This is a genomic window from Bacteroides sp. UBA939 (assembly GCF_002293435.1).
Taxonomy (GTDB): domain Bacteria; phylum Bacteroidota; class Bacteroidia; order Bacteroidales; family Bacteroidaceae; genus Bacteroides.
The window spans coordinates 37,796-50,436 of the sequence record NZ_DBDF01000224.1 but is presented as its reverse complement, the minus strand read 5'-3'; the positions used below and the strand labels follow the sequence as shown (position 1 = coordinate 50,436).

Genomic DNA, 12,641 nt, shown 5'->3' with positions numbered 1-12,641 from the left:
CCAATGATTTGCGGGTGAGCCCATATACATCCTGTGGCAATTATACCCATAGGTTATTATAGTTCGGAACTCAAATCTCAAACTCGGAAATCAATTGAGGAAATTGCAAAAACAATATAATGAGGAATGAGGAAAAGGAAGTATGGTATTCATTAGGAAACGAGTAATGCTACTTTGGTCAGCAAAAGGATCCTATTCGGGCATTTACTATTTTATTCTGTTGTTCATTTACTATTTTATTTTGCAGATATATGATATTACCCCACGAAATTTGGTACGCGTGCGTGCATTTTGGAAATCCGCTGACCCGGAAAAGTATGCCGGACTTCGACAATATATAAAGAAGAATCCTGATAGTTATATAACTATCAGGATTCTCTCAAGAGCGGAAGACGGGGCTCAAACCCGCGACCCTCAGCTTGGAAGGCTAATGCTCTATCAACTGAGCTACTTCCGCAATTTTAGTGGGCAAAGATGGATTCGAACCACCGAAGGCGTAAGCCAGCAGATTTACAGTCTGCCCCATTTGGCCACTCTGGTATTTGCCCTTTTTGCTTTTGAGTAACCGGTTTAAACTTTGTTTTCTCAATTGCGGTGCAAAGATATGACTATTTTTGTAAACTCCAAGCGAAATCAACCATTTTTATTGCAGTAATTGCACATTCGTCGCCTTTATTGCCCAACTTCCCGCCGGCACGCTCCTCAGCTTGCTCCATAGTGTTGGTGGTAATTAATCCATAAATCACTGGTATATTGCCGGTTGCGTTTAATTGAGAGAGTCCTTGAGTGGTTCCCATGCAGACATAGTCGAAATGCGGCGTGTCTCCTTTAACTACGCAACCTATTGCAATCACTGCATCCACATCGCTATATTCTATGAATTGATTGGCGCCAAAAATCAGTTCAAAACTTCCCGGAACAGTTTTTACCAGGATATTTTCATCTCCGACTCCATGTTTCTTTAGGGTATTCAGTGCTCCTTCTAAAAGTTTGCCGGTGATGTTGAAGTTCCATTCGGATACGACAATGCCGAATTTCATCTCTTTCGCATCGGGAACCGAGTTGAAATCGTATTCTGAAAGGTTGTGATAAGCTGTTGCCATGGCGAAATAATTATGGATTATGAATTACGTAAAGAAGCACGGGTTACACTGATTTCACGGTTCTTTCCTTTATCCGTGTAAAATCTGTGTAACCCGTGCCTGATATATGCTATATAAATAAGGTGATAAATTACTTCTTCATCAATTGAGCTTGCTCAATGTACTTATCAATGTTCATGGCTTGATAAGAACGGAAGTATTTATCCTTAATCTTGGTATATGCTTTGATAGCATCGTCGTACTTGCCTTGCTTAACCAGGATTTCTCCGGCTTGTTGCAGATAGATGGGGCTGAGTGAATTATTGTCGGCCATATCAGCAGCTTTCAGCAATGTAGAAGCAGCCTTGTCCAGTTGATCAAGCTTTGCGTAGCAGTTGCCGATGGCGCCTTGCAGGGCGGGAGCTACCATTTGGTCTTTGCCGCTGAAGCTATCCAATGCTTTGATAGCGTTTTCGTATTGTCCCAGGTGAGTGTAGCAAATACCCATGTATGCTTTTGCCAGGTTGGCAGCCTTTGTACCGCTGTATTCGTCGGCGATTTTGGCAAAACCTACAAATCCGATGCTGTCACCGTTCAGAGCTTGTTCGTAAGCATCGGCTTCAAAGTACTCCTGCCCCTTGAATAAAGCGTTCTGTGCTTTTTCTTCACGAGGTTCTACGTAGTAGTTCTTGTACATCACTATACCGGCTATGATAACGATTATAGCTACTACAGTACCAATAATTGCTTTTTGGTTTTTAATGAGAAATGCCTCCGACTGTGTCAGTGCTTCTTCCACGTTCAAGGCTTCGTTCGGTTTCTTTTTTTCTGCCATTTTATATATTCTTTTTATTATTATGCAAAATCCGAGTAATTTCTTAGCTATTTCGACCCGCAAAAGTAACTTTTTTATGGGTATCAACGAAATTTAGCGGCATCTTTTTTTGTTTTACATCAGAAAAGCCCGAAATTCTTCCTACTTTTGTATCTGAATTTACTGTTGTTATATGATACTGAAGCGTATATCCATACTCAATTATAAGAATCTGGAGCAAGCAGAACTCTCCTTTTCGCGGAAGTTGAACTGCTTTTTCGGACAGAACGGCATGGGGAAAACTAATTTGCTTGATGCCATTTATTTCCTTTCATTTTGTAAGAGTTCAGGTAACCCTATCGACTCTCAGAATATTCACCATAATCAGGATTTTTTTGTTATCCAGGGCTTTTATGAGGCACCCGACGGCACACCGGAGGAGGTTTATTGCGGTATGAAACGCAGGCAAAAGAAACAGTTCAAGAGGAACAAGAAAGAATATACGCGCCTGTCGGATCATATTGGCTTTTTGCCGTTGGTAATGGTATCTCCTGCCGACTCGGAATTGATTTCCGGAGGAAGTGACGAACGCCGCCGCTTTATGGATGTTGTAATCTCGCAGTACGATAAAGAGTATCTGGATGCGTTGATTCGCTATAATAAGGCTATGGCACAGCGGAATACATTGCTGAAGAGCGAACAACCCGTGGAAGAAGAACTGTTTCTGGTCTGGGAAGAAATGATGGCGCAGGCGGGTGAGGTGGTTTTCCGCAAGCGGGAAGCTTTTATCAGGGAGTTCATTCCTATTTTCCAGTCGTTTTATTCTTTTATCTCACAGGATAAGGAACAGGTAGGACTGACCTATGATTCGCACGCCTGCAATGCGTCTTTGCTCGAAGTTATAAAGGGGAGCCGTGTGCGCGATCAGATTATGGGATATTCCCTGCATGGTATTCATAAGGATGAGCTGAATATGCTTTTGGGTGATTTTCCTATCAAGCGCGAAGGTTCGCAGGGACAGAACAAAACTTATCTGGTTGCCCTGAAACTGGCTCAATTTGATTTCTTGAAACGTACGGGGAGTACCGTCCCTTTGCTTTTGCTGGATGATATCTTTGATAAGCTGGATGCTTCGCGCGTGGAACAAATAATCAAGCTTGTGGCAGGTGATAACTTCGGGCAGATCTTCATCACTGATACCAACCGTGAACATTTAGACCGGATTCTTTATAAAGTGGGCAGTGACTACAAGATGTTCCGGGTTGAGCAAGGCGTTGTTACCGAACGGACAGGTGATGAAACATGAAGCATCACAGGCAGGGTCTGAAATTTGAAACATTGCATAACGGAAGAAATATATGAAACGCAACGATGCCGAACAGATTGGTAAGTTAATCCGCAACTATCTTCGTCAGGAAAGTTTGGAATCGCCGCTGAATGAACGGCGGCTTATCAACTCGTGGGCGGAAGTGCTGGGCCCCGTCATTGCATCTTATACCCGCGATGTCTATATCCGTAACCAGGTTTTATACGTGCACCTAACTTCTGCCGCCCTTCGCCAGGAGCTGATGATGGGGCGTGATTTGTTGGTTCGTAACCTGAATCGCCATGTCGGCGCACAGGTCATTACTAATATTATCTTCAGATAACGAGAAAATTCGTCTCGTGAGACAAAAAAAACCGTCCCACGAGATGAATTTTTTCGTCTCGTGAGATGAATTTTCTCGTCTCACGGGACGGATTTTTTTGTCTCATGGGATGATTTTTTGTCCCTGAAGATTCGTTCTTATCTGATTGTGATCACTGTATCCATACGGATGTCGAATGGCTCGGCAGGCACCTCTTCCATTAATTGAAACGGGAAACAAATGCCGGCTTTGAATGCCGGGAGCAGGGGAAGTAAGCGGTCGTAATACCCCTTGCCCCGTCCCAGACGGTTGCCTGCAAGGTCGAAAGCCACGCCGGGAATCACGGCGAAATCGATGGCTTGATAGTCGGTGAAACGTTCTCCGGTAGGCTCTTCAATATGATACGAACCCGTTGTAAGGTCTTGAGGCCCGGTATAAAAGCGTAGTTCCAGTTCGTTTCCTACGACAACCGGAAGCAGTATTTGTTTCTTGCGGCTCCATTTCCGGATGAACTCGTGAGTGTTCACTTCATCATTCAGAGAATAGTAGAGCAGCACGATGCGCGCTGCCCTGAAAGCCGGATGCGCTTCCAAGGCAGCGAGTATTTCAGCTGATTGATGCGTAAATGAATCCCTGTTCAGGGTCTTTAACGATGCTATATGCTTCCGCAGTTCTTTTTTCCTTTCCTTCATCTTTCGTTTCTTCCTTAGGAGTTTCCTCCGGAGCTTTGGGGAATGCTTCTCCGTTCTCCAGAATTTCCAATGCTTTCTGAACGGTAGGATCGCTTTGGTTGGCAAACTTGATGTAAGGTTCCCTACCTAACATATTATAGATGATATTGCCATACAGGTTCCTCTCAAGTAACTTGTATGATTTGTTAATCAAAATATTACGTCTCTTCACTCCCTTGCTGTCCGCAAAGCGGATGAACTGATCCACAATGCCCTGCCGGCGCAGATATTTCAGCATATCCTCTTCGTTGTCGAACTCGTTCAGTTGAGCGCGGTTACGGTCGGTGTACTGGAAACTGAATTGCAAGGTCAGTCCTTTGTTGAGCGCTTCGATCAGGTAAGAAGAAGTCCCCGTCGTGTCCTGTGGCACAAAGACATCGGGCATGATGCCGCCGCCGCCGTAAACCGGACGTCCCAAACGGGTAGAATAACGCAGGTTTTCGTCCAGCTTGATGCTGTCTTTGGAGAAAAACTCGCCATGTTCGTAGCGGGTCAGCCAGTCCATTTCATATTGGCTGTCCTTTCCGTTCTGGTAGGGCCGTTGTATGCAACGCCCGGAAGGTGTATAGTAGCGAGCAATGGTCAGGCGGATGGCGGAACCGTCGCTGAAGTCAATAGGTTGCTGTACCAACCCTTTGCCGAAGGAACGGCGTCCTACGATAGTACCCCGGTCATTATCTTGAATGGCGCCGGCAAAAATCTCGCTTGCCGAAGCCGAACCCTCGTTGGTCAGCACCACTAACGGCATCTTCTGGCAACTGCCCGTTCCGTTGGCATACTCTTCATAACGCTCGTATTTGCGTCCTTGCGCATAGACAATGAGCTGGCCTTCGGGTAAGAATTCGTTCACCATGCGTACGGCAGCCTCCATGTATCCGCCGGTATTGTCGCGAAGGTCAATAATGATTCCTTTGCAGTTCTGGTGGCTCAATTGGGCAATCGCATTCAACAGTTCTACGTGAGTGGTGCGTCCGAACTTACTGATCTGAACATACCCGAAGTCATTGTCGACCATGTATGCCGCATCAATGGTGTTTTGCGGAATATCTCCCCGGGTGATGACGAAATCAAGCAAATCTTTCTCGGTGGCGCGCTTGACACTTAACTTCACTTTCGTGCCTTTCGGACCTTTCAGCGTGCGCATAGCCTTTTCATTGGTCAGCTTGATGCCGGCGAAGAGACTGTCGTCGACCATAATGATGCGGTCGCCCGCCATCAGTCCCACTTTCTCGGAAGGACCGCCTTGGATAACGCTGTTCACATGGATTGTATCCTCTTGAATGGTAAACTGTATGCCGATACCGCTGAAACTCCCTTCCAGTTCGGAGTTTACTTCCTCCAGTTTCTGGGCGGGAATATAGGTGGAATGCGGGTCTAACTCTGCCAGTATTTGCGGCATTGCCTTTTCCACCAGACCCGTCATGTTGACGGTGTCCACGTATTGGTCTTCAATCACCCGTAACAACGCATTGAGCTTGTTGGACGAACCGTTGATGATGCCCAGCGTATTTCCTGCAAAATGTCTGGCATAAAAAGTCCCGATCAGGATACCCATCACTACGCTCACAGCAATAATGAGCGGGGTAAAACGGGAAGAGTTCTTTGTACTCATATCTATTCTTTGTTAGTAGCTATATATATTACTTCAATACCTGCGCGCGTCAATAGTTCGATGCCTTCTTCCAAGCGGTACTTCTCGGAGTAAACTACCCGCTTGATGCCTGCCTGGATAATCAGCTTGGCACATTCAATGCAGGGCGAAGCCGTGACGTACATGGTGGCACCGTCGCTGCTGTTGTTGGAGCGGGCTATCTTGGTGATAGCATTGGCTTCGGCGTGCAGCACGTAAGGTTTGGTCTGATTGTTATCATCTTCGCATACATTTTCGAAGCCGGCGGGCGTTCCATTATATCCGTCGGAGATTATCATTTTTTCCTTGACGATAAGTGCACCCACCTGGCGACGTTTGCAATACGAGTTTTCCGCCCAGATGCTTGCCATACGGATGTAACGTTTATCTAATGCCTCTTGTTTCTCTTTAGCGGAAATTGTATCCATGATTCCCTATTTTTTCACAGAGGAGTAAACCCCATGATTCTTGTTTGTTGCCCCTCGTGGTAGTAAAGAGTCAATGTATTCACATCTCCTTCATACTTATAAACATTCTCTATTGCGGCAATAAATGCTCTTGCCAGCGGGTCTGTCTCTGAACCGTTGACTCTTGCACTGATAGTCAAACTCCTGGTTTTCCCGTCTACATGCCATGTCCCGCTGGTAGTAGCCCTTATTCCTGTGGCTTCCGCCAATGTGCCTATAATTTCTCCATTCACTTCAGTACCCGTAAAAGTGAGCGTGAAAGTACCTTCCCGATTCAGTGCTTCTATACTGTTGTTGTAATCGGTTTCGTTATTCCACAAGTTGGGAAGGAATGGCTCACTGCTGTTTTCCGTGGTGAGACGGCTGAGTTTCCATGTCTTTCCGGTAAATATTTCTATCACGTCATCCTCCTGATTGCACCCGTTAAGTATGGGGAATAAGGAAAGCACCATCAATAAGTAACTGATATTTCTTATTCTTCTATTCATTTCCTGATACCGTTTCTGATTAATAATGCGTCGATGGTCGGTTCTTGTCCGCGGAAACGCTTATAGAGTACCATAGGATGCTCCGTACCACCTTTTGAAAGAATATTCTCACGGAAAGAGGCTGCCACGTCAGGGTTGAAAATGCCTTTTTGCCTGAACAATGAGAAAGCATCCGCATCCAACACCTCAGACCACTTGTAGCTGTAATATCCGGCGGAATAGCCTCCCGCGAAGATATGCGAGAATTGGGTACTCATGCAGGCATCTTCCACCACGGGGAGGATTTGGGCCTTTGCCCATGCTTTTCTTTCATACGCTTTCACGTCACCGTTGAACGGAGTTTTGCGGGTGTACCATGCCATATCCAATAGCCCGAAGCTCACTTGACGCAAGCAGGCATAAGCTGCGTTGAAGTTGGATGAGTCGACAATGCGTTGTACTAATTCGTCGGGGATTAATTCTCCGGTCTGGTAATGTCTGGCAAAGGTATGGAGGAATTCTTTTTCCGTGGCGAAGTTTTCCATGAATTGAGAGGGAAGTTCCACAAAATCCCGATACACATTGGTGCCGCTCAAGCTTTCATATACCGAGTTGGCAAATATGCCGTGCAGTCCATGCCCGAATTCGTGCAAGAATGTTTCCAGTTCATCAAACGTCAGCAAGGCGGGCGTGTCCCGGGTTGGTTTGGTAAAGTTCATAACGATGGATATGTGCGGGCGACTGTTTTCACCTGTGTTTTCGTCTATCCATTGCTCTTTGTAGGAAGTCATCCATGCGCCCGAGCGCTTGCTTTCCCTGGGGTGGAAGTCGGTGTAAAGCACGGACAGGAAACTGCCGTCCTTATCGAACACCTCGTATGCATCTGCGTCTTTGTGATACACCGGAATGTCGGTATTCTTCCTGAATGTTATGCCATACAGGCGGTTAGCGAGTCCGAAGACACCTTCCTTTACCTTGCTTAATTCAAAGTAGGGACGCAGCACTTCGTCGTCGATACTGTATGTTTGGTCTTTCAGTTTCTGGGAATAGTACGCCCAATCCCAGGGCATCACCGTGAAGTCATAGCCTTGCGTCCGGTGCGCCAATGCTTCCACTGCTGCATACTCCTGGCGGGCAGTGGGGGTGTAGGCGTCCAGCAATTGGTTCAGCAGTGTATATACGGCGTCGCTGTTTTGCGCCATCCGTTCTTTCAAGCTATATGCGGCGAGGTTGTCGTATCCCAGAAGTTGCGCGATGGCCATGCGGGTATTGACAATCTTCTTCACAATCTCCTGGTTGTTGGTTTCGTTTTCATGGCTGCATTTGGTGTTGGACGCCATGTAGAGTTCACAACGCAGGTCGCGATTGTCGGCATACATCATGAATGGAACATAGCTGGGTGCTTGCAGGGTAAATACCCATCCTTCCACGCCTTTCTCCCGGGCGGTTTCGGCAGCGGCGTCGGTGGCGCTTTGAGGCAGTCCGGCAAGCTGCGTTGTTTCTTTCAGCACCAGTTTGTATTCGTTGGTTTCTTTCAGGTTGTTTTCACCGAATTGCAGGGTAAGCAGGCTGAGGTCACGGCTCAGTTCGCGGTATTTCTGTTTGGCATCTCCTTCCAGGTTGGCGCCGTTGCGGACAAAGCCGTTATAAATCTTTTCCAATAGCTTGTTTTGTTCGGGCGTCAGATTTATCCGGTCTTTCTGCTCGTACACTGTTTTGATGCGTGCAAACAGTTTCTCGTTCAGAGAAAGGTTGTTGGAGTGTTCACTCAGTAACGGCATCAAGGTCTTGGCAAGCTCCTGCATTTCGTTGTTCGTTTGGGCGCTGAGCAGGTTGCCGAATACGTTAGTCGCCCTGTTCAGCAGTTCGCCCGATTTTTCATAAGCCTGCACTGTGTTGGCGAATGTCGGCGCTTCCGGATTGTTTGTGATGGCGTCAATCTCGGTATTCTGGCGGCTGATGCCTTCGCGGATGGCTGGCTCGTAATGTTCTGTTTTTATTTTATCAAACGGAGTTGTACCGTGCGGAGTAGAGTATTTCTCGAAAAAAGGGTTCTGAGCCTGTATCATATTCATAAGGCAAAGTGATATTAACGTTAATCTAATTTTTATCATACTTGGGTATCAGTAAAATATTTAGTTGCAAAAATGCAAAAAAATAGCTGATTCGACGAAGAACCAGCTATATTTTAACAAAGTATATTATAATTATGTTAGCCTACATTATTCATAGTGTAAGTACTTCGTAATAATTATTTTTACTATAAATGAGAATTTAGCGGTGGGAATGATCAATAGAGATACTACTATTAATCATTCCCACCGCTAAATTCTCATTTATGACGAGACACTTATGAATAATGCAAGTTAGAGCGGATTAGGACGATTACATGAAAAAAAAGCTGCACTATTGTACTGATAGATAATGAACGTAAAAAAAAGCAGGCAATCTCTCCGAAAGAGATTGCCTGCTTTAAAAGGTATATAAACTTTAATTATCCGTTTACTGAAGCCATGTGAGCAACGAGGTCAAGCACTTTGTTAGAGTAACCGATTTCGTTGTCATACCAAGATACAACCTTCACGAAAGTGTCAGTCAAAGCGATACCTGCTTTGGCGTCGAAGATAGAAGTGCGAGCATCACCCAGGAAGTCAGAAGAAACTACTGCATCTTCAGTGTAACCCAAAATACCTTTCAATTCGCCTTCAGCAGCTTCTTTCATAGCAGCGCAAATCTCAGCATAAGTAGCAGGCTTAGCCAGGTTTACAGTCAAGTCAACTACAGAAACGTCCAAAGTCGGAACGCGCATAGACATACCGGTCAGTTTACCGTTCAAAGAAGGGATAACTTTACCTACAGCCTTAGCAGCACCTGTAGAAGAAGGGATGATGTTGCCTGAAGCAGCACGGCCGCCTCTCCAGTCTTTCATAGAAGGACCATCAACTGTTTTCTGAGTAGCAGTTGTAGAGTGAACTGTGGTCATCAAACCGTCAGTGATACCCCATTTGTCGTTCAATACTTTAGCGATAGGAGCCAAACAGTTAGTAGTACAAGAAGCGTTAGAAACGAACTGAGTACCTTTAACGTAAGCGTTTTCGTTTACGCCGCATACAAACATCGGGGTGTCGTCCTTTGAAGGAGCCGACATAACTACGTATTTTGCACCTGCTTCGATGTGAGCCTGAGCTTTATCTTTAGAAAGGAATAATCCTGTAGATTCTACTACATATTCTGCACCTACTGCGTCCCATTTCAGGTCAGCAGGATTTTTTTCTGCGGTGATACGGATAGCATTACCATTTACAATCAACTTACTGTTTTCAACATCAGCTTCGATTGTTCCTTCGAACTGACCGTGCATTGTGTCATATTTCAGCATATATGCCAAATAATCTACCGGGCAAAGGTCGTTAATACCAACGATTTGAATATCGTTTCTTGTCTGAGCTGCGCGGAATACGAAACGTCCGATACGTCCGAATCCATTAATACCTACTTTAATCATTTTGCTTAAACTTTTAAGTTGTAATATTTGTTTAAATGTCTCTATCCTTTCATTGCATCTCTTTTGGAAATGCGGTGCAAAAGTAAGAAATTGTTTTTATATTCATACTTAGTTTATTAATTAATAATAGAATTTATGGGAAAAAGTTCATTTTTGCAAGATTTTAAGGCATTCGTCATGAAGGGGAATGTGGTTGACATGGCTGTCGGTGTAATTATCGGTGGTGCATTTGGTAAAATTGTGTCTTCCGTGGTTGCGGATATCATTATGCCTCCTATCGGACTGTTGGTGGGCGGTATGAATTTCGCGGATTTGAAATGGGTGATGAAGCCCGCTGAAATGGTAAACGGTCAGGAAATTGCCGCCGTGACTCTGAATTACGGGAATTTCCTGCAGGTGACGTTTGATTTCATCATCATCGCTCTCTCCATTTTCCTGTTTATCAAATTGATTGCGAAATTGTCTGCCAGGCAGCAGGAAGAAGCTCCTGCTGCTCCGCCTGCGCCGTCACAGGAAGAGGTGTTGCTGACTGAAATCCGCGATTTGCTGAAGGAGAAGAAGTAACTTTGATGTTTTTCTGTTATAAGGAAAGAGGAGTAGTGCTGCGAGGTGTGGCATTACTCCTTTTTATTTGGTATTCGTAACGCTGCCGGGGTCGGTCAGTTCTTTCACCAGAAGATGAACAGTGGTGCCGGGGTTGCAATCTGCCGGCTTTTTCCCTTCATGCGAACGAATCAACATATCTGCCCAGCGTATAAGGGGGTAGGTTGTTCTCAAAGGAGGAAAAATAATTGGGTTCGGTCTTGGTTCCTTCGCACACAATGAGGAAATAAACTCGTTTATTACGGGTTCCTACTTTCCTGCCACGTTGGGATTCATCGCGCTCAAAGCGGTGATTGAAATCCTTAATCTCTTTCCTTTTCGCCATTCTTCATCAAATTAGAAAAGTCACCAATAAACGGAATGGCGCCGTAGCGTCCTTCGATATAATCTTTTTCGTAGTTGCGGTCGTTCCGTACCTTTGTTCCTTCTACGTTGCGGAATTCTACTAATGAATAAAGATCTGTTTCTTCTTTCCTGTTTTTTTCGGTGAACCATATCTGATCACGACGAAAACAGTTGCACCCTAAGAGGTTGGTGTCGTGGGTGGCGAAGATGAGTTGTGCTCCATTCTTATTCAATTCATTGGAATGGAACATTTCAACGATCTTCTTTGTCAATAAAGGATGGAGTTTAGCATCCAGTTCGTCTATTATTAGTGTAATCCCCGATTGTAGTGCAAAAAGCAGATGCCCTGTTAAATCATATATTTTATTAGTGCCGGCAGATTCGCTTTCTACGATTTTGAAATGATGTTGCCCTTCTATATTACCTTTAACGTCATATACATTGTGGGTAGTTAAAGCTTTGTCTATCCATCCACGTTTATCAGTGATTCGATTAATGTCAATAAAACCTAATTGTAATTTTTGGAAAAAACCTTTTGTAAGTTGTGTGTTGTTTTCCATAAATATGCTGGTCATTGTTATGAGTTGATCGTGATTTACGCCAGATACAATGGTGATACTGTTTACTGCGTAGACCAGTTTTTTGGCTATTGGCACATTGAACTGATCACAAACCGACAAGAAAAGCCCATTATCACGAGTGCGCTCTTCTAATCCCGAAGCTCCCTGAAATGAATTGTTAACGGCTATACCTTCCGAATCTCGAATAAACAACAATTGTTCTTTCTTTGTATTGTGAGACGGTAGTGTGTACAACCATTCGGCATGTATCCGTTCATTGTCCAACTCGAACCCATATCTGTAGCGAGTATTATAATCATAAAATAATATTTCAAAAAAAGACGGAGACTGAGCCGTTTCTGCATTTAGTTGAAAGGAAGAAACCCCCAATTTATCCGTTGAATTCATTTTAGAGGAGTTTAAAATTGTCTTTCTCATAAACTCCATCGCCTTAATCAAATTACTTTTTCCACTGGAATTAGCCCCGTAAACAACGGCAGATTTCAATAACTTGCAATCACCTTTTACAAATGTATTTTCCGGCAGTTCCCGAATACCGGCAGCCTCCATACTCAATGTCTTCTTTTCATTAAAAGAAAGGAAGTTCCCTACTGTAAATTCTATCAGGTGTACCATATCTGTTTTCTTACTTTTGAGAGATATTCTCGTATTCCGCTTCAAATACACCCATTATTCTTGCAATAAGAATAAAAGCTTGAGATTATTTCTCAAAACAAGAACAATACTTAAAGATTTTAGGCTATTATCGGCATATAAAACGACTAATCATCCTTCCGCTGAGGGTATGA

Annotated in this window: 13 protein-coding genes and 2 tRNA genes; 3 read left to right on the top strand and 12 right to left on the bottom strand. The window is 44.5% G+C overall.

What is annotated here, in order from left to right:
* Window positions 1–384 precede the first annotated feature (384 nt).
* The 4 genes from B2Z67_RS14915 to B2Z67_RS14900 form a co-directional block, all read right to left on the bottom strand.
* Window positions 385–457 (bottom strand) — tRNA-Gly (locus tag B2Z67_RS14915).
* Between the two features lie 8 nt (window positions 458–465).
* Window positions 466–548 (bottom strand) — tRNA-Tyr (locus tag B2Z67_RS14910).
* Window positions 549–608: 60 nt separating this feature from the next.
* Window positions 609–1,103, bottom strand: coding sequence for a 6,7-dimethyl-8-ribityllumazine synthase (ribH, locus tag B2Z67_RS14905; RefSeq protein WP_291530635.1), 495 nt, complete (start codon window positions 1,101–1,103; stop codon window positions 609–611).
* Window positions 1,104–1,233: 130 nt separating this feature from the next.
* On the bottom strand, window positions 1,234–1,917 hold the full coding sequence (locus tag B2Z67_RS14900) for a tetratricopeptide repeat protein (protein WP_291530634.1): 684 nt from the start codon (window positions 1,915–1,917) through the stop codon (window positions 1,234–1,236).
* Window positions 1,918–2,089: 172 nt separating this feature from the next.
* Between B2Z67_RS14900 and recF the strand changes: the two genes are divergently transcribed.
* Together recF and B2Z67_RS14890 are read left to right on the top strand one after the other, a co-directional pair.
* The gene (gene recF, locus B2Z67_RS14895) at window positions 2,090–3,202 is read left to right on the top strand and encodes a DNA replication/repair protein RecF (RefSeq protein ID WP_291530633.1); all 1,113 of its coding nucleotides are present in this window, start codon (window positions 2,090–2,092) and stop codon (window positions 3,200–3,202) included.
* A gap of 52 nt (window positions 3,203–3,254) precedes the next feature.
* Window positions 3,255–3,545 carry a DUF721 domain-containing protein gene (locus B2Z67_RS14890; RefSeq protein ID WP_291530632.1) on the top strand — a complete coding sequence of 97 codons (291 nt, stop codon included), beginning with the start codon at window positions 3,255–3,257 and terminating at the stop codon, window positions 3,543–3,545.
* A gap of 137 nt (window positions 3,546–3,682) precedes the next feature.
* On the opposite strand, the gene B2Z67_RS14885 is transcribed toward B2Z67_RS14890, so the two are convergent.
* The 6 genes from B2Z67_RS14885 to gap all read right to left on the bottom strand — a co-directional run bounded on the left by B2Z67_RS14885 (window position 3,683) and on the right by gap (window position 10,324).
* Window positions 3,683–4,183, bottom strand: a complete 501-nt coding sequence (locus tag B2Z67_RS14885; protein ID WP_414630820.1) for a 5-formyltetrahydrofolate cyclo-ligase — start codon at window positions 4,181–4,183, stop codon at window positions 3,683–3,685.
* Window positions 4,131–5,867, bottom strand: coding sequence for a S41 family peptidase (locus B2Z67_RS14880; protein ID WP_291530630.1), 1,737 nt, complete (start codon window positions 5,865–5,867; stop codon window positions 4,131–4,133). The genes B2Z67_RS14885 and B2Z67_RS14880 overlap by 53 nt, the downstream gene beginning before the upstream one ends.
* A gap of 2 nt (window positions 5,868–5,869) precedes the next feature.
* Window positions 5,870–6,313 carry a dCMP deaminase family protein gene (locus B2Z67_RS14875; RefSeq protein ID WP_291530629.1) on the bottom strand — a complete coding sequence of 148 codons (444 nt, stop codon included), beginning with the start codon at window positions 6,311–6,313 and terminating at the stop codon, window positions 5,870–5,872.
* A 14-nt stretch (window positions 6,314–6,327) separates the two neighbouring features.
* A complete protein-coding gene (locus B2Z67_RS14870) occupies window positions 6,328–6,840 on the bottom strand; it encodes a DUF4847 family protein (protein ID WP_291530628.1) in 513 nt (170 codons plus the stop codon).
* The gene (locus B2Z67_RS14865; protein WP_291530627.1) at window positions 6,837–8,894 is read right to left on the bottom strand and encodes a M3 family metallopeptidase; all 2,058 of its coding nucleotides are present in this window, start codon (window positions 8,892–8,894) and stop codon (window positions 6,837–6,839) included. The genes B2Z67_RS14870 and B2Z67_RS14865 overlap by 4 nt, the downstream gene beginning before the upstream one ends.
* 419 nt (window positions 8,895–9,313) lie before the next feature.
* Entirely contained in the window at window positions 9,314–10,324 is a 1,011-nt protein-coding gene (gene gap / locus B2Z67_RS14860) for a type I glyceraldehyde-3-phosphate dehydrogenase (protein ID WP_291530626.1), read from the bottom strand.
* A gap of 135 nt (window positions 10,325–10,459) precedes the next feature.
* Between gap and mscL the strand changes: the two genes are divergently transcribed.
* Window positions 10,460–10,888, top strand: a complete 429-nt coding sequence (gene mscL, locus B2Z67_RS14855) for a large-conductance mechanosensitive channel protein MscL (RefSeq protein WP_291530625.1) — start codon at window positions 10,460–10,462, stop codon at window positions 10,886–10,888.
* 63 nt (window positions 10,889–10,951) lie between these two features.
* On the opposite strand, the gene B2Z67_RS14850 is transcribed toward mscL, so the two are convergent.
* Window positions 10,952–11,101 carry a hypothetical protein gene (locus tag B2Z67_RS14850; protein WP_291530624.1) on the bottom strand — a complete coding sequence of 50 codons (150 nt, stop codon included), beginning with the start codon at window positions 11,099–11,101 and terminating at the stop codon, window positions 10,952–10,954.
* Between the two features lie 128 nt (window positions 11,102–11,229).
* A complete protein-coding gene (locus B2Z67_RS14845; protein ID WP_291530623.1) occupies window positions 11,230–12,468 on the bottom strand; it encodes an AAA family ATPase in 1,239 nt (412 codons plus the stop codon).
* Window positions 12,469–12,641: the final 173 nt, after the last annotated feature.

What these genes read in the sequence shown, in the direction of transcription:
- gap (WP_291530626.1), bottom strand. Translation starts at nt 10,324, where the DNA reads ATGATTAAAGTAGGTATTAATGGATTCGGACGTATCGGACGTTTCGTA.
- B2Z67_RS14890 (WP_291530632.1), top strand. Translation starts at nt 3,255, where the DNA reads ATGAAACGCAACGATGCCGAACAGATTGGTAAGTTAATCCGCAACTAT.
- mscL (WP_291530625.1), top strand. Translation starts at nt 10,460, where the DNA reads ATGGGAAAAAGTTCATTTTTGCAAGATTTTAAGGCATTCGTCATGAAG.
- B2Z67_RS14900 (WP_291530634.1), bottom strand. Translation starts at nt 1,917, where the DNA reads ATGGCAGAAAAAAAGAAACCGAACGAAGCCTTGAACGTGGAAGAAGCA.
- B2Z67_RS14865 (WP_291530627.1), bottom strand. Translation starts at nt 8,894, where the DNA reads ATGAATATGATACAGGCTCAGAACCCTTTTTTCGAGAAATACTCTACT.
- B2Z67_RS14845 (WP_291530623.1), bottom strand. Translation starts at nt 12,468, where the DNA reads ATGGTACACCTGATAGAATTTACAGTAGGGAACTTCCTTTCTTTTAAT.
- recF (WP_291530633.1), top strand. Translation starts at nt 2,090, where the DNA reads ATGATACTGAAGCGTATATCCATACTCAATTATAAGAATCTGGAGCAA.
- B2Z67_RS14870 (WP_291530628.1), bottom strand. Translation starts at nt 6,840, where the DNA reads ATGAATAGAAGAATAAGAAATATCAGTTACTTATTGATGGTGCTTTCC.
- ribH (WP_291530635.1), bottom strand. Translation starts at nt 1,103, where the DNA reads ATGGCAACAGCTTATCACAACCTTTCAGAATACGATTTCAACTCGGTT.
- B2Z67_RS14875 (WP_291530629.1), bottom strand. Translation starts at nt 6,313, where the DNA reads ATGGATACAATTTCCGCTAAAGAGAAACAAGAGGCATTAGATAAACGT.
- B2Z67_RS14880 (WP_291530630.1), bottom strand. Translation starts at nt 5,867, where the DNA reads ATGAGTACAAAGAACTCTTCCCGTTTTACCCCGCTCATTATTGCTGTG.